General features: G+C 39.2%; 8 protein-coding genes. 4 read left to right on the forward strand and 4 right to left on the reverse strand.

All coding sequences use genetic code 11. The annotated features are described in order from the left end of the window. Positions 1 to 114: 114 nt before the first annotated feature. The 3 genes from PSF67_RS10290 to pepN form a co-directional block, all read right to left on the reverse strand. Positions 115 to 660: a cell division protein ZapC gene (locus tag PSF67_RS10290; protein WP_102138502.1), complete on the reverse strand. Its 546-nt coding sequence runs from the start codon at positions 658 to 660 to the stop codon at positions 115 to 117. A gap of 265 nt (positions 661 to 925) precedes the next feature. Continuing rightward, complete coding sequence (gene pyrD, locus PSF67_RS10295) at positions 926 to 1936, reverse strand: quinone-dependent dihydroorotate dehydrogenase (protein WP_102138501.1); 1011 nt, start codon at positions 1934 to 1936, stop codon at positions 926 to 928. Positions 1937 to 2261: 325 nt separating this feature from the next. Then, the gene (gene pepN, locus PSF67_RS10300; RefSeq protein ID WP_272676864.1) at positions 2262 to 4880 is read right to left on the reverse strand and encodes an aminopeptidase N; all 2619 of its coding nucleotides are present in this window, start codon (positions 4878 to 4880) and stop codon (positions 2262 to 2264) included. Positions 4881 to 5450: 570 nt separating this feature from the next. Here pepN and pncB point away from each other — a divergent pair. The 4 genes from pncB (at position 5451) to PSF67_RS10320 (ending at position 11938) form a co-directional block, all read left to right on the forward strand. Next, on the forward strand, positions 5451 to 6665 hold the full coding sequence (gene pncB / locus PSF67_RS10305; RefSeq protein ID WP_102138499.1) for a nicotinate phosphoribosyltransferase: 1215 nt from the start codon (positions 5451 to 5453) through the stop codon (positions 6663 to 6665). Between the two features lie 490 nt (positions 6666 to 7155). After that, positions 7156 to 8556: an asparagine--tRNA ligase gene (asnS, locus tag PSF67_RS10310; protein WP_206276670.1), complete on the forward strand. Its 1401-nt coding sequence runs from the start codon at positions 7156 to 7158 to the stop codon at positions 8554 to 8556. Positions 8557 to 9228: 672 nt separating this feature from the next. Further along, on the forward strand, positions 9229 to 10341 hold the full coding sequence (gene ompC / locus PSF67_RS10315) for a porin OmpC (protein WP_272676865.1): 1113 nt from the start codon (positions 9229 to 9231) through the stop codon (positions 10339 to 10341). Between the two features lie 406 nt (positions 10342 to 10747). Further along, positions 10748 to 11938 carry an amino acid aminotransferase gene (locus PSF67_RS10320; RefSeq protein ID WP_102138495.1) on the forward strand — a complete coding sequence of 397 codons (1191 nt, stop codon included), beginning with the start codon at positions 10748 to 10750 and terminating at the stop codon, positions 11936 to 11938. A 102-nt stretch (positions 11939 to 12040) separates the two neighbouring features. Here the strand turns inward: PSF67_RS10320 and PSF67_RS10325 are convergent, their stop codons facing one another. Continuing rightward, a complete protein-coding gene (locus tag PSF67_RS10325; RefSeq protein ID WP_272676866.1) occupies positions 12041 to 17866 on the reverse strand; it encodes a calcium-binding protein in 5826 nt (1941 codons plus the stop codon). Between the last annotated feature and the right edge of the window lie 41 nt (positions 17867 to 17907).

The raw sequence follows: 17907 nt of genomic DNA on the forward strand, positions 1-17907 counted from the left end.
ACACCATCAAGGGTTCAATTCTATGATGGTGTTAAACACTCAAAACGAGATTAATTAAATTAACAAAAGCCTATTTATTTAGTTATTCTTTTTTCCACGATCTTTGGCGATCACCTAAATAGCATTACCGTATAGTTGACGTTTCACTTTAGATGAATATTCAAGCATGCGATCGTTCATAATCTTAATTGGATCGCAAAACCGTAAAGTTCGATCGGGTAATTCTAATATTGGTTCAGCTAATAAACATAAACTAGCAGATGGACCAGCTTCCGCAATAATAAATGTGAAGTAACGGTTCGTATTTTCTAAACACACTTGAATTATTTGCCCTTGCTTAGGCTCACGAATATAGTGAAATGAAGAAAAATACCAACTCTTTGGCATCTGTGGTTTTAAAAAACGAAAAGCAACTAAGCTATTTAAGACTAATTCAGCTCTTTCTTCATGAGTAATATTTAATCTTTTAGCCTGCTCATCGAATAAATAATATTCACCTGCATCTTCGATACTAAATGGCATCTCATTACGAGCAAAAACCGTTAGCATCTTAGCAGGAAAACATGAACGAAATATCATGCCGTTGGCGAGATCTAACATCACCCTATTATGGTCATGATCAAAATACCAACGCCAATGATCATCAGGTTTAATATTCATAAACGATCCTTTAGCGATTTACCGGTAAATATAATAGAAAGGATCGATATCATGATCTTCTCTAAATTTACTCTAAAGCGTATTTTTATGCGCTAAATTATCTGCTAAATAAATTACTTTATAAATAGTCGGATAATGTCGTTATCTAAATAGCAAACTAGCTGCAAATTGGTATCAATTTGATATAAAAATAGCCACTATTAGCAATATAGTTTAAAAGGGGGAATAAATAAACCCCCTTGATACGTAAATTTACAATTTATTACTAGATATGATTAACAATATCTTTAATTAATTTTGGCCCATGGTAAATAAAACCAGAATAAATTTGAATTAAAGAGGCACCCGCTTCCATTTTTTCACGTGCCGCGGTAAGGGAATCAATTCCACCGACTCCAATTATTGGCAGTTTTCCATTTAACTCACGTGAAATAAGTTTAATAACTTGCGTACTTTTTAATTGCACAGGACGACCACTTAACCCACCCGCTTCATTGCAATGATTAATCCCTTGAACCAAAGAGCGGTCTAACGTGGTATTCGTTGCAATAACGCCATCGATATTATGTCTAACTAGGCTATCTGAAACTTGGATAATTTCCTCTTCAGATAAATCAGGCGCAACTTTGACAGCAACTGGCACATATTTTTGGTGCTGTAATTGTAATTCAAGTTGTTTTGCTTTTATGCTACTTAATAAATCATCCAGTGCTTCGCCATATTGTAATGTTCGCAACCCTGGTGTATTTGGGGAAGAAATATTAATAGCAATATAACCGGCATGTGCATAGACCTTATCCATGCAAATTAAATAGTCATCTTTACCTTGTTCGACAGGCGTATCTTTATTTTTACCAATATTGATACCGATGATCCCACCGTAATTCGATTTTTTAACATTCTCGACAAGGTTATCGACACCTTTATTATTAAACCCCATCCGGTTAATTAAACCTTCAGCTTCTACAAGTCGAAATAACCGCGGTTTGTCATTACCAGACTGAGGACGAGGAGTTACCGTACCAATTTCGATAAACCCAAATCCCATGGCACCGAATGCATCAATACACTCACCATCTTTATCTAAACCCGCTGCGAGTCCTAGTGGGTTTTTGAAGGAAAGTCCCATGCATTGAACGGGCTTAGTGGCAACAGATTGGCGAATAAGGCATTGAAAAGGAGAATGATTTAAACGTTGAAGCTGGCGAAAAGTCAATTCATGAGCTTTTTCAGGGTCGAACTGGAATAGTGCCTTGCGGGCAAGGTGATATAGCATATCCAATAACCTATTTTTACTAGTACGTTTCAATAGAGTAGACATCATGTCGCATGCTAAAACCCCGCCAAATACGATTTGCCGAGCTGCCATTCATACATGCGATTTTTTTCGTCGGATAAAACGCGCTATAGATTACCCTATCTCACCGCCCTTTTACCATGAAAAAATCAATAAAAATTCATTTGCCTAGTTTTTTGAGGAAAACAACCACTTTATGATAGTTATCTCTCATTTAATATTCCATTCTTGCCATAAACAAATAAGCCGCTAAATTAAATTTTAGCGGCTTATTAAAACCAATAATTGGTTAGCTATATATAAATCAGCTTTCTAACGCTTTGGTAATTTTTTCAAATAGATCACCAGAAAGGTTATCGAGCACTTTTAATTGCTCAAGCACTTTGCGCATCTGCGCTTGACGCTTTTCGTCATAACGTTTTAAACGGATCAACGGTTCAATCAGTCTTGAAGCCACTTGCGGGTTGCGTGTATTCAGATCGACTAAAATTTCATACAGGAATTGATAACCACTGCTATCTTCCGCATGGAAATTAACAGGATTCCCCGCTGTGAAAGCACCAACAAGTGAGCGAACACGGTTAGGGTTACTCATGCTAAATGAGCGGTGCCCCAATAATTCACGTACATTAGCAAGGGCTTCTTTCGCAGGGTTCGCCCCTTGTAGGGTAAACCACTTATCCATAACTAACCCGTCATGGTGCCAACGCTCATCAAAGTCTGCCATTAACTGTGCTTTACAAGGTAACAGTGATTCGTTAGCTGCGGTCAATGCGGCCAATGAATCCGTCATGTTATCGGCAGATTGGTATTGTTCCAACACTAATTTGTTCGCCAGCTCGCTATCATCACCCGCGGCTAAGTATTGCAGGCAAATGTTACGCAATGAGCGTTTAGCGATATCTTGGTGATCAACACGATAGCCATCAATATTAATGGAGCGATAAACCGAGAGAAGTTCATCATGCATTTCTACCGCTAAATGATGATGAATAAAGTTTACAACTTCGTGGATCGCAACAGGGTTGATAACCGTAAATAATTCTGCCAGCTCATTTTCGGAAGGTAACGTTAAGATCAATGCGACTAATGCAGGATCAATCGAATCACTTAATAATACACCGCGAAAAGCATCTACCACTGGCTCAGGTAAAACTAATGTTTCACCTTTTTGATAATGAGCTACATTAATTTTTACATAATTATTAATGAGTTGCTGAGCCGCATCCCAACGAGCAAATTCATTACTTGCATGCTGCATCAAGAAAGCTAGTTGCTCATCAGTGTAGTTGTAATCTAATTTTACAGGGGCTGAAAACTCACGCAATAAGGATGGAACTGGGCGGCTTGTCACCTCATCAAAAACAAACGTTTGAGTTTCTTGCGTAATGTTTAGCACCGAATTTACCACGCTACCCTCACGTTTTAGCGTGATAATTTCACCTTGTTCATCATAGAGCTCAATATCCAATGGGATATGCAATGGTTGCTTTTCAGCTTGATCTGCCGTAGGTGGCGTCATTTGGCTAACATGTAGCGTATATTGCTGTTTTTCTGGTGCATATTCATCACGAACAGTTAAAACTGGTGTCCCTGATTGGCTATACCAACGACGAAATAATGATAAATCAACATTTGACGCATCTTCCATCGCCTGCACAAAATCGTCACAGGTTGCCGCACTGCCATCATGGCGATGAACATAAAGTTGTATACCTGCTTGGAACATCTCCTCACCCAGCAGAGTGTGGATCATGCGAATGACTTCCGATCCTTTTTCATATACCGTCAAAGTATAAAAGTTGTTCATTTCAATAACTTTGTCTGGGCGAATTGGGTGCGCCATTGGGCTTGCATCCTCAGCAAACTGAGCCGAACGCATTACTTTGACATTGTTGATACGGTTAACAGAGCGAGAGCCTAAATCTGAACTAAATTCTTGGTCGCGAAAAACGGTTAGCCCTTCTTTAAGGCTCAATTGGAACCAATCACGACAAGTAATGCGGTTTCCTGTCCAATTATGGAAATACTCGTGGCCAATTACGGATTCGATATTCAGATAGTCTTTATCCGTCGCTGTCTCGCTTTTAGCTAAAACATATTTAGAGTTAAAGACATTCAACCCTTTATTTTCCATTGCTCCCATGTTGAAGAAATCAACAGCAACAATCATATAGATATCAAGGTCATACTCTAAACCAAAGCGCTCTTCATCCCATTTCATGGCATTTTTCAGGGACTGCATTGCCCAAGGTGCGCGATCTAAATTGCCTTTATCAACAAAGAGCTCTAACGCAACTTCACGACCACTGCGAGTGACAAAGGTGTCTTTTAAAACGTCAAAATCACCTGCAACTAAGGCAAATAAATAACTTGGTTTTGGGAATGGGTCTTCCCACTTCACCCAATGGCGCCCATCATTCAGTTCGCCTTCTGCAATACGGTTACCATTTGAAAGTAAATAAGGATAACGTGATTTATCAGCTGTAATTGTGGTGGTATAGCGCGCTAATACATCTGGTCGGTCTTGGTAATAGGTAATATGGCGGAAACCTTCCGCTTCACATTGTGTGCATAACGCCTCACCTGAAACATATAACCCTTCTAGGGCGGTATTTTTCTCAGGGTTAATTTCATTCACAATCCGTAGTGTGAAAGATTCAGGTAATGATTCAATAATCAATTTACCTTCAGATTCTTTATAGTTTTGCCACGCTTTGCCATCGACTTCGATGCTGACTAACGATAAGTCTTCGCCATTGAGCTCAAGCGTTGATGATTGCGGATTAAGGCGTTTTACCTTACTTACTGCGGTAACAATCGTTTTCACTGGGTCAAGATTAAAATCGAGGTCAATCTCTGTAATTGTGTAATCAGGTGCTTGATAATCCTGACGATATTTCGCTTGTCTTAACTGGGTCATAAGTAACCTTTTAATTCGTTATATTCAATATCGTACTGCTTTATTACTTATACAATACTATAAGCCACAATAATGTGAATGGATTTGAGAAACATTTTCATCAAAAAATGTTATCTATTTTTATGGTTATGTTAATTTTATATGGCTCACCGTACTTAATTTTGTTAAAAACTCGTTTGCTTGTTGGTGCTATAGCACTATTAAATATTCTATGGCGTGTTAGTATCTTTTGGTGATTAATGCTTTTGTCTGTTTCTATGGGACACAATTTATGAGACACAATACAAATAAAGCGTATTTATTTGATTTCATAGTAATACAGAAAATAGTTATACAGAAAAGCAATGCGCGAATTTAGATTGCCGTGCTCCTTGAAAGCAAGAGGTGGAATAACACTTCTATCTTTTGCTAAAGTGGGTATACTTTTGCAACTTTAACGATTTAGCTAACAACTATTGCCGCTTTTATCTCATTGTGACTTTTGAAAATCAAACAGGTTTCAAGGGAAACAAGAGTAAAAATTAACAGCATTAGTGGTAAAGATAAGCTCCGCGAGGATGTCTGCGTGCCATGAATTTAGACGCTACACCAATTATTACATCACTGCTTGATACCGATGCTTACAAGCTTCATATGCAGCAGGCCGTTTTCCACCGTTACTATCAGGTACCGGTTGTCGCTGAATTCCGCTGTCGTAGCAGTGAGATCTTAGGTGCTTACGCCAATGAAATCAGGCAACAAATTCAGTTGATGGCTAAGTTATCACTTTCTGATGATGAACTGAATTTTCTCCGCTGTTTACCTTTCTTCCAAGAAGACTATCTTATGTGGTTAAAGTCATTTCGCTTTAACCCAGAACAAGTTGCTGTCAGTGTCACAGACCAAGGCCAATTAGCAATCCGCATAAGCGGGCCTTGGCGTGAAGTCATCATGTGGGAAGTCCCTCTCCTTGCTTTAGTCAGTGAAATTGTGCAAAAAGACCGGCACCCAGATATCACTGCTGATGATGCCGTTCAACAACTTAGAAAGCTATTGAATGTATTCTACCGACAAGCCGATGAGCACCAACTCGATTTGTCTAAGTTTAAGCTGATGGACTTCGGGACACGCCGCCGTTTTTCCTACGATGTGCAATCCGCCATCGTTTCGATGCTTAAACAAGAATTTCCTCATCTTGTAGGAACAAGCAACTACAAACTTGCTCACGAGTTAGACTTAGCCCCTGTTGGCACACAAGCCCATGAGTGGTTCCAAGCCCACCAGCAAATCAGCCCGGAGTTAGCAAATAGCCAACGCGAGGCATTACAGAGTTGGCTAGATGAATATCCTAATCACTTGGGTGTCGCATTAACTGACTGTATCACCATGGATGCCTTTTTGCGTGATTTTGATGCTAACTTTGCGAACCGCTACCAAGGATTGCGTCATGATTCGGGGGACCCGATCGAATGGGGAGAAAAAGCCATTGCTCACTATCAAAAATTGGGTATTGACCCTATGAGCAAAACGCTGGTGTTCTCAGACAGTTTAGACTTGCAGAAAGCACTTGAATTATATCGTTATTTTCATCAACGAGTTAACCTTGTTTTTGGTATCGGCACGCGTCTAACCTGCAATATACCAAATGTAACCCCGTTGAATATTGTGATTAAGCTAGTGGAGTGCAATGGTAAGCCTGTCGCTAAGCTATCTGATAGCCCAGGAAAAACTATTTGTGAAGATGATGAGTTCGTCAATCAACTCAGAAAAGCGTTTGACCTGCCTAAAATGGAAAAAGCCAGTTAATTAAGTCGCTTTTCCCCAGCTCTGGGTAAGAATTTGCACTTTTCTTGCCCAGAGCTTCAAAACCCTCTTTTTCTTTTATTCACTTACTATTACTATAGCTTTTAAGCTCAATAACCACGCTTCGCTTCAACAGAAATGTTTTATCGCGATTTTTTACTTGTTTCCTAATAAATGGCAAGTAACATAGAGCTTTGGCCCCTGAAAAATGGGATTTCGTTAATATCCCTACTTTAACTATTTTAATCGCCATAAACCGATGACATTTTTTGAATAATATTCATAGATATAAGCGGTCGAATGGATTTAAAACAATTTGAATTACATCCTAAATAATTCGAGTTGTAGGAAGGCGGCAAACAAAGTGAGCCCTAGGAGCATACATGAGTATGTGACTAGGGTCGGTTTGTGAAGCCAACGCATCTACGGCTCGAAGTATGACGGATTGAGATAGTCGAAGTAGATATCGTTAAATATGAAGAGAGTGAATTATATGATAGTAGCGCCTGTAGTCGACGTACTGCAAGGCCGAGTGGCGGTAGGCACAGAAGTCACCGTTCAAGGCTGGGTACGTACAAGGAGAGATTCAAATGCTGGTTTTTCTTTCCTCGCCGTTTATGACGGTTCTTGCTTTAATCCGTTACAGGCTATCATTAATAATAATTTACCTAATTATAATGACGAAGTCCTGCACCTCACAACTGGCTGTTCCGTTGAAGTTACGGGTACCGTAAAAGAATCCCCAGGCCAAGGCCAATCATTTGAACTTGAAGCCACTGCTGTAAAAGTCGTTGGTTGGGTTGAAGACCCTGACACCTACCCAATGGCAGCAAAACGCCACAGTGTTGAGTTTTTACGTGAAGCAGCGCACTTGCGCCCGCGCACTAACTTAATTGGTGCTGTTGCACGTGTACGCCACACTTTAGCGCAAGCAATCCACCGTTTCTTTGATGAACAAGGCTACTTCTGGGTTTCTACGCCAATCATTACCGCTTCCGATACCGAAGGCGCAGGTGAAATGTTCCGTGTCTCCACACTGGACTACAACAACTTGCCACGTAATGACAAAGGCGAAGTAGATTTCAGCGAAGATTTCTTTGGCCGCGAAGCTTTCTTAACCGTTTCAGGCCAACTGAATGGTGAAGCTTACGCAACCGCAATTAGCAAAGTCTATACTTTCGGCCCAACTTTCCGTGCTGAAAACTCAAATACCAGCCGCCACTTGGCTGAGTTCTGGATGGTTGAACCTGAAGTTGCGTTTGCAAACTTAGATGATGTCGCAGGTCTGGCAGAAAAAATGCTGAAATTCGCATTCAAAGCTGCTCTTGAAGAACGCCGCGACGACTTAGAGTTCTTTGCTCAGCGTGTTGATAAAGACGTTATCAACCGCTTAGAAAGCTTTGTGAATTCAGACTTTGCACAAGTTGATTACACAGACGCCATTAAAATCCTTGAAACTTGTGGTCAAAAATTCGAAAACCCAGTTTATTGGGGCGTCGATATGTCGTCTGAACATGAGCGCTACTTAGCAGAACAACATTTTAAAGCACCTGTTGTTGTGAAAAACTACCCGAAAGACATCAAAGCTTTCTATATGCGCCTCAATGAAGATGGTAAAACGGTTGCCGCGATGGACGTATTAGCACCGGGTATTGGTGAAATCATCGGTGGCTCACAGCGTGAAGAACGTCTTGATATGCTAGATGCACGCCTTGAAGAAATGGGTATGAATAAAGAAGATTACTGGTGGTACCGTGATCTGCGTCGTTATGGCACCGTTCCTCACTCAGGTTTCGGCCTTGGTTTTGAGCGTTTAGTGGCTTATGTCACTGGTGTGGGTAACGTACGTGAAGTTATTCCATTCCCGCGTACCCCACGTAATGCGGCATTCTAAGTGCATTCTTTACACTCTAAATAATTCGAGTGGCATGTAGGCGACAAGTGAAGATAGCCGATAAGCATACACAAGTATGTGATTCGGCAAGCTGAACACAGTCAACACCCATGCGGCTTGAAGTATGACGAGTATCGGGCCAATCTTGTATTGGCCCGTTATTTTTTCACTCTAATATATTTTTAACTGCAGACTATTTCAGTCCATTACATAAAATTGCAGCCGCATGATAACCTGATCACAATTTTTACGTTATCACCTTATAATTCACCCCAAAATGGCACCAATCTGCTACCACTAAGAATAATCTGCTTTTTTATGTCACAATTCTCTTTTTGCGAGTGGTAGATAACCGCTTTACATTCGCTAAACTGCTCAAAAAAAACTCAATTTGTCTTTTGAAAAAGTTCCCTAATTTTTGTAATATTTTTTAAACTGGTACGATGAGTGGTCGTTTATTGCTCTATTTTTTACATTTTGAAACACATTGTTACCATTTGTTTCAGAAACTTTGATTTTGTAGCACTTTGAGGGTAGATAATTTTATTTAGCAATGGAACACTGGTCGCCGACATAGACGACACTAATCTCTCACAAATAGTTCCAATTATTTTTTGCGAATTATTTTTGGCAGTGGCAGGTGTCCGAATAACACCAATGAGGGTAATAATAATGATGAAACGCAATATTCTTGCAATGGTTATCCCAGCTCTGTTAGCTGCTGGTGCAGCAAACGCAGCTGAAGTATACAACAAAGACGGCAACAAATTAGACGTTTACGGTAAAGTTGACGTTCGTCACTACTTTGCAGATGGCAAAGGTAGCAATGGAAAAAGTGAAGATGGTGATGATTCACGCGTTCGTTTAGGCCTGAAAGGTGATACTCAAATCACTGATCAACTGACTGGTTTTGGTCGTTTCGAGTGGGAAACTAAAACCAATAAAGGCGAAGACGATAATACCAACAAAAACCGTTTAGCGTATGCGGGTCTGAAATTTGCTGATTTCGGTTCAATCGACTACGGCCGTAACTACGGTGTGGTATATGATACAGCTGCATGGACCGACGTTCTGCCATTATGGGGCGGCGACTCTATGGCTCAGACTGATACTTACATGACTGGTCGTAACCGTAACCTGTTAACTTACCGCAACAGCGACATGTTCGGTTATGTTGATGGCTTAAGCTTCGCGCTGCAATACCAAGGTAAAAATACCGAAACTAACAAATCTGGTGTTTCTGAAGTTTACAAAAACAACGGCGATGGTTATGGTTTCTCAACAGCTTATGACTTAGGCTGGGGTGTAACACTGGGTGGTGGTTATTCTAACTCTGCTCGTACTAAAAACCAGAAAACATCAGAAGCTACTGGTGACCGTGCTCAAGCATGGAACGTTGGTGCTAAATTCGACGCTAACAACGTTTACTTAGCAGCGATGTATGGTCAAACTCTGAACATGACTCACTACGGTAAATATGATTTAGTTGCTAACAAAACTGAAAACATTGAGTTAGTAGGTCAATATCTGTTTGATTTCGGTTTAAAACCATCTGTTGCTTATGTACAGTCTAAAGGTAAGAGCCTGAACAGCCGTGCTGGTGTTAGCTATGGTAATGAAGACGTCCTGAAATATATTTCTGTTGGTTCTTACTACTACTTCAACAAAAACATGTCTGCAGTTGTTGACTATAAAATCAACCTGTTAGATGACAACAGCTTCACTAAAGCTGCTGGTATCAACACTGACAACGTTGTTGGTTTAGGTTTAGTTTACCAATTCTAATTATCAGTTAACTGATAAGTTAGAAAACGGTAACATGTTTTTGTAAGCAGCGCTTCGGCGCTGCTTTTTTATTTTCCCCCTCTCTCAAACTTCCCCCTAAAAAACACCTAAATTATCGGTAAGACAGACTGATTCACCACCCTTATAGATATTTATGGTTAGATTACATGCAATTCCTACCTAGCTCACAAGATCTCGCCAATTTTTGGTAAAACGGTTGGCAAAAAGCCTTTATCACGTTAACCTGAGAACTCGACTCGTTCGACTAAACCCGTTTTCAGCTATATCCATCAATTTCAGTTGTATGGGCTGTTTACAAGCAAGGATAGCCAAAAGCATTCTCACTTACGCCTTCATACACTGTAAATTGTCTTGGGTACCACTACAGAGCTTTGGAATCGACAACATGTTTGAAAAAATTACTTCTGCCCCTGCTGACCCAATCTTAGGTCTTGCTGATAGTTTCCGTGCTGATCCCCGCGATAATAAAATCAACTTAGGTATTGGCGTCTATAAGGACGAATCAGGGAAAACCCCTGTGCTTGATACCGTTAAAAAAGCAGAAAAATTCCTGCTGGATAACGAAAACACCAAAAACTATCTTGCGATTAGCGGAATGCCAGAATTTGGCCGTGTAACACAAGAACTGTTATTCGGTGCACAACATGAAATTGTCACCTCAAAACGTGCACGTACAGCACAAGCACCGGGTGGTACTGGTGCACTGCGTATCGCTGCAGATTTTATCGCTAAACAAACCAACGCAAAGCGTGTTTGGATCAGCAACCCAACTTGGCCTAACCACAAAAATATCTTTGAAGCAGCTGGTTTAGAAGTTTTAACTTACAACTACTATGACGCTGCCAAACATGGTATGGATTTCGACGGTATGCTTAACAGCCTGTCATCTGCTGTGGCCGGTGATGTGATTGTTCTACACGGCTGCTGCCACAACCCAACAGGTATTGACCCAACGGCTGAGCAATGGACAAAACTAGCTGCATTATGTGCAGAAAAAGGTTTATTAGCAGTTTTTGACTTTGCCTACCAAGGTTTCGCAAAAGGCTTAGATGAAGATGCCGAAGGCCTGCGCATTTTCACCAAAAATAACCCTGAAATGATTGTTGCGAGCTCGTTCTCTAAAAACTTCGGTTTATACAATGAGCGTGTTGGTGCTTGTACCATCATTGCCAAAGACAGTGATAACGCAGAGCGTGCATTTAGCCAAGCTAAAGCGGTTATTCGTGCCAACTACTCAAACCCACCAGCACACGGTGCGGCAGTGGTGACAACTATCCTTTCTGATGAAGTGTTAAAAGCGGAATGGATCCAAGAATTAACCGCAATGCGCGAGCGTATTAAACGCATGCGCCAACTGTTAGTGAAAACATTGGAAGAAAAAGGCGCTAAACAGGACTTCAGCTTCATTATCAACCAAAATGGGATGTTCTCCTTCAGTGGCTTAACAAAAGAGCAGGTAGAGCGTCTACGTAGCGAATTTGGTATCTATGCTGTTAGCTCTGGCCGTATTAACGTGGCAGGCTTAACCTTAGAGAACATGGTTCCTCTGTGTGATGCTATCGTTAAAGTGCTGTAATCATTCAAATTTGTTGATACTTAACCTTTTGAAAAGAATAAAACAGCATCTTTAATATCATGCCAGTCAGTAGCATTACTGACTGGCTATTTTTATCAACAACTATTTAAGGTGGCTAAGGAAGCGCTCAGTTATGTGTACCGCCCCCCAATTCTTTCTATAATTACTGTTATTTATACTAAGGTCGAGATTACTTTCATAATCAATTCGCTCCTCAACAAGCAACTGAACCAAACGGTCGACGGTTTGCTCTATATGTTGTTTTGATAATTGCTGGTAACTATTGAGATGACGCACCTGCATGACACTATTCATTGACCCAATATGGTTGTTATGGGATAGCGTCACCTGCCTGCCGCTTTTTGAGCGATATGTTGTTTCAGCAACCTTATCTGACAATTGTTCATAATTGACTTCATCAGTATCAAAATCAATTAGTACCACCTGATTACTCCCCTCAAAATCAGTGATCTTCACATCTCCTTTACCATGACCACTGACAATATAGAGGTCGTCCCCTTGAGCTGCCCCTAATTGGTCTTTTCCATCTAAAGAGATGAGCACATCTCGATGCATACCTTGAGCCAATAAAATATCATTACCTTGCCCACCATATAGCACATTTTCACCACCAAGGGTTATCAACTTATCGTTACCACTCTCGCCTTTGATAATTCGCCCATGTTGAGTCATATCCATAACGTTATCATTGCCAGCTAACGTATCAATAAGCCAATTATTTCTAGAGTTTTCCTGATGTAATACAATACCATCATCTCTCGATGTTAGGTTTAAAGGTCTAGCTTCACCCTTATTGACTACCACGCCATTTAATGTGCTTGCAAGCTCATCAACCGGTTTCCAAGTCGTGAATTCCCCTGATTGTTTTGCTTTATAGAGTTTTTCAGATAAATAATTAGTGAGAGTCGTCATCCCGTCAGCGGTAGAGGAGTTAAATTTTTCGTCCAGCCTTTCATAGTGATGAATGTTAAAGTTCCCTTCATCATCATGAGATACCTTAATTTTTACCAATTTACCGGCTGCTGAAACATAAAGTTGATATTTTGAATCACCACCTTCAATTTGTTCGCGTTTAAAATTGACCAAGTGAATATGGTTATTTCCAATCAGGTCTTCAATATAAACAACACCAGGCTGATGACCATCAATTAAGTAGTGGTCATCACCTGCACCACCCATTAACGTATCGTTTCCTCGACTGGATAACAGTAAATCATCCCCCGAGCCACCACTAATAAAGTTGTCCCCAGCACCACCATATAATAGGTTATTTCCACCGCTGGCTTTAATATTATCATCACCATCTCCTCCCAGCAGGACATAGCTTTCTGAGCCCTTATTGATAATAGTGTCATCACCATTTTGAGCATCAATGATATGCTTTTCGGAGTGATAGCCCATTGGCAATATAATTTGATCGTCACCCGCACTACTTTCTTTAACTGGGTTTACTGGTGATAGGCTATTTTCCTGTAAATTGGCTTTAAATAAGTTGCTATGCTTATCTTGAATTAAGACAATATCAGAGAGATTATTGCCCACATTAGTAAACTTAATAGTCAATTTTTTTTGCCCAAATTTATCTAAGCTGTATAGCTGTCCATCATCCATATTCAGCGAATAACCATTTACAGTAGGCAATAATAGGCACAAGCTGTCCTTATCCGTATAGCTGTTATTAACTTTAGAAAAATCGAACTCAACCTCACCGTACTCATCTTTATTTTGTACAATTTGATAGGTATCTATTCCATGGCTAACTTCAATGTAACTACCTAATTTTATTAGTAGTAATACATTGTTTTGGCTATTTCCACGGTAGGTTAAGTGTTCAGCATGACCTATTGGAATAAACCGCCCCCATTTAGGCGCTTTATAATGGCGAGATTGATCTATCGTTATGGTACCTGTTGACTCATCTATTTTGACAGACTTTTCGTCTTTAGATGCTAATTGATCCCCTTCTTGTATATAGCTTAAATTGAAATACTGGTTAGGATGTTTTTCATCTATTACCGTTGTCATCATCCAACCATCAAGGGTTTGTAACCGATATACATGGTGAGGCGTATTCGAATTAGCATCTTTCACATTTTCAAGAACAATAATGACTTCACTTTCCACATTTTGAAAAAAGTGGCCATCAATACTATTTTTGGGTTGTTTAACTGTTAAAACCAAATTGTTGCCGTCTAGCTGAACTTGCTTTATTTCATTAAAAAAATACTCTAAAGCGACTCGACTTTGTTGGCAATTAGCTTCTTTTATAACCACTTTCGCCTGAAACTTATGGCGACTTTGTGTATAAATAGGGTTTAGCTGTTTTCGCGTTTTAACTGCTTTTTCTTTTCCATCAAAATAGCGCTCTGTAAGATACAAGTTGTCAGCATGGTCAAGCCACTCATAACGGCGAATATGGTAACTATCATTTCCCTCACCACCAACAGCAATACCTTGAGTTAAAATGAGTTTATCATCTCCTCCTTTCCCCTCTAATCTATCGTTACCTAACCCACCATCTAATATGTTTGCCGTATCATTTCCCTGTAAACAATCATTACTACTCCCTCTTACCATCAGGTTTTCCATGCTTTGTAAATGGGCAACGGGAGTATAGGGATGATTTCCTTGTCGCTGATAGTGCAATATATTTCTGTTGAGATCTGCATACACACGATAGCCATCTGGTAGGCTATCAATAATAACGGTATCCTGTCCTCCTTGGCCATCTAGGTACTTAGTCGGCTTATTTCCCCCTCGAGAGGTTAACGATGCTAAACAGCTATCTCGAATAAAAAATAGATCGTTTTTATCTCCCCCTGCAAAATACTTCTCACCTGATAGTACTTGAAAAGCATTTTTCTGTGTTTTTTTACCAATTACAACGTCATTACCATTAGCCGTATTCCAGCTAGTCCCTTTACTACTGGCATTTTCAATATATAAGGCTGTTCGTTGAATGTTATTCACTAAATGCTCACTGAAAATACGTTCGTTTTCTCTGAATATCTGTTGCCCTAATACTCCAAATTCGGTTTTTTTCGAATAAAAACTAATTTGTTCTGGATTGGAATTTATTAACTGACCTTGAAAAGGTATTGATAATTCATCATTTAAAATTTGGTGTCGTACTTTAAATTCATCTAATAACAAGTTTTTATAAGTAGAATTTAAAGAATAACGCTCATGAGTAGCTATACTACCGGTATTTTTAAGATCAAAAACCTCTTTCTCTTTTGATTTAATAAAAAAATCATGGTGAATAGACAGCCCTATATCTTCATAAAGATGCCCTAAACTTCTAAACCACGCAGTTGTTCTGACAATTTCATTTTGTAAAATGAACTCAATTTCTTCAGCAGTAAATGAAGGCGCTTCTTTGCGTAAAAACCGCACTGTCGTATTTCCTGCCTCTACATATAAATTCCCCAACTTGCCATAGAAATAGTTATCATTATTATCAACCAGATAATATCGAAGCTCATTTTCATAGGTAGGTTTTTCAATAATACTGAGATGGTGATCAAACCCGGCTTGCGCAATATTATTTTCAAATAAAGCCAGATCCATATTCCAATCTTGCTCTTTGAAAGCATTAATATAATGTTGTGTATTCATTTCTTGCTGAGTACGTATGGTTGGGTCTAAACCTAAAGCACCACGGATCCCCTCCTCTAATTCACGATCCCAGTCAATATCAATAACTCCTTTGATGTTTTCAACCGCACGAACACCGTTATAAACCCAGCCCCCCACCAGCAATATACCTCCAATAACTAACCCAGCGACAGGAATAACAGAAGAACCCACTAAAATACCAATAATGGTAACCCCATTGACCACTGCGCTAGCAATAGAGAAAGATGCGTTTACGATAAGATCTTGGCGTTGTTTCGGGTCTGTGACACTGTCTAATTTAGATAAACTATCGTAGGCTTGGTAAACATCAATTCCCATCCCGACCAAATTGAAAATCACGACTGTTCCCGAGGCAATCCTCGCACGAACCAACGAAGTTGCTCCCTTACTGGAGGCAATATTTAATAGCATCGGTCGCACTATCATATCGCCATAATTAAACAAGGCAGATGCTGCAAGTAAATAAAACTGTTTTTCTAACTCTTTAATTTCCTCATCACTAATATCGGGGTTATCTAATTTATCCAAAATTGCATACGCGCTAATCAAACTTTGAATAGCTCCGGCTGTCCCCATTATTTGCCCTGAACGATTTGTCAAACGTCGAAGTTGAGAAAGCCTCTTACCTTCTTGACGAACCTTAAATAAAACAGAAGAAGAGATAGCATCTTGCTGAATATCAATGTTATTCGCTAAGTATTCAAACTGTTTTCTTAATACACCCGACTCAGTAAAGTTAGTTTGGCGCTCAATTAATTGGTGGATATCCGCAGATTTTAATTGCTCATGGAACACTTTAATAAAAGAGAGATCTTCTTTCCCACCTTCCATTAATGTGAAATACATCGCTAGCTTATCTGGGGAAAAACGAATTTTATGATGTAGATCAGGGCTATTGATATCACTTAAGGAAATCGTTTTTCCATCAATAGTGGCACCTAATTGTTGTAATTTGGCAAACGCAATTTTTTCACCATTAATAGTGACCCAGCAGTTTTTTGGTAATGTAAATTCAGGTTGTTCAATAATTGATTGTCGTTGGTTACGTAAAGAAGATAATGCGCTTTTAAAATCCGTAGAGTCTAAATCAATAAACTGGAGATCGGCTCTAAATTCACCATCAGAAAATTCGACATTTTCATTAAAATAATGCTTAATTCGCTGTTTGAATTGTTGTTGAGCTTGCCAAGAAGTCTTATTTTTTACACTAAGCTGGAGTCCTTGGGGATCAAACAAGCTAATTTCGTAACCGCCATAACGTTGCACATGAGTTACCGTGTAAGTGACCGATTTATCCTTTAAGAATATTATTACGTTATTGGTATCCTTAACTGTTGAAAATAAATTTCTTATCGGTTGATCCGCTATTGATATTCCATTTTTATTAATCTCAGTATTAATATCTTGACTGTACTGTGCCATCTTCATCAACAAAGATTTTTCTGAAGATGTCGATACCTTTTTCACTGTGACTCTCTCTATTTGTGCTTTGCGTTCTATAAAATTTCGAGCTGAGTCACTCCCCGCTAAATACAACTCAACCGCGTATACCCCCCCCAAAATTTGGTCCATCACTCGACTTTGAGGGCCTGAACGAATAACCCCATGGTCCACTAATTCAACTTTACTACCATTAATTAATTGTTGGTTAAATTGAGCCAATCGCTGTTCTTGGTTATCTTCATAAATACTAAATGCTTCTGCAAAAGAATACTGTTTTAACGGCGCATTTTCTCCAATAAAATTGGTTGGAGATAATTTACTAAACTCCATCAATTTATTATTAAATAGAATAAATTTATGATCATCTGCAACTATCGCTAAAATTTTTCCTTTATCGACCCCACTACCTGCAGGAAATAGCTTCATTAATAACGTCTGTGAACGCTCACTTAAGTGATTTAATATCGACATGTCATCTCTTATCGCGGACAATAATGTCTGAATGTCAACTGCTTGTTGTTGATAATGACTTGATATTTCTAATTCTAAAAATGGCTTCAGTAATAGTGAATTAGCTTCAAATTTTTGACTTAACGTTGCATTTAGCTTTCGGTTTACTAACGGATCAGAAACTGCAATGTTTAATTTTTCAACATCTATGTTTCTATTTTCATCTGAAAAATACTTCAATAAATAGGCATGTTCAGTATTATTGACATTTTGAATAGAAATTTCTTTTAGTGCTATTTTTTCTAATGTATTAATAATAGAATGATGTGAATTTTCAACTATTTCCAGTCCATTTATTTTTTTGTTTTTATTCAAATGGTTATCAAAGAGAACTGCATTCTTGATTTCTGTTCCGT

Origin of the sequence: Providencia sp. PROV076, from assembly GCF_028483405.1 — a bacterium.
GTDB lineage: Bacteria > Pseudomonadota > Gammaproteobacteria > Enterobacterales > Enterobacteriaceae > Providencia > Providencia huaxiensis.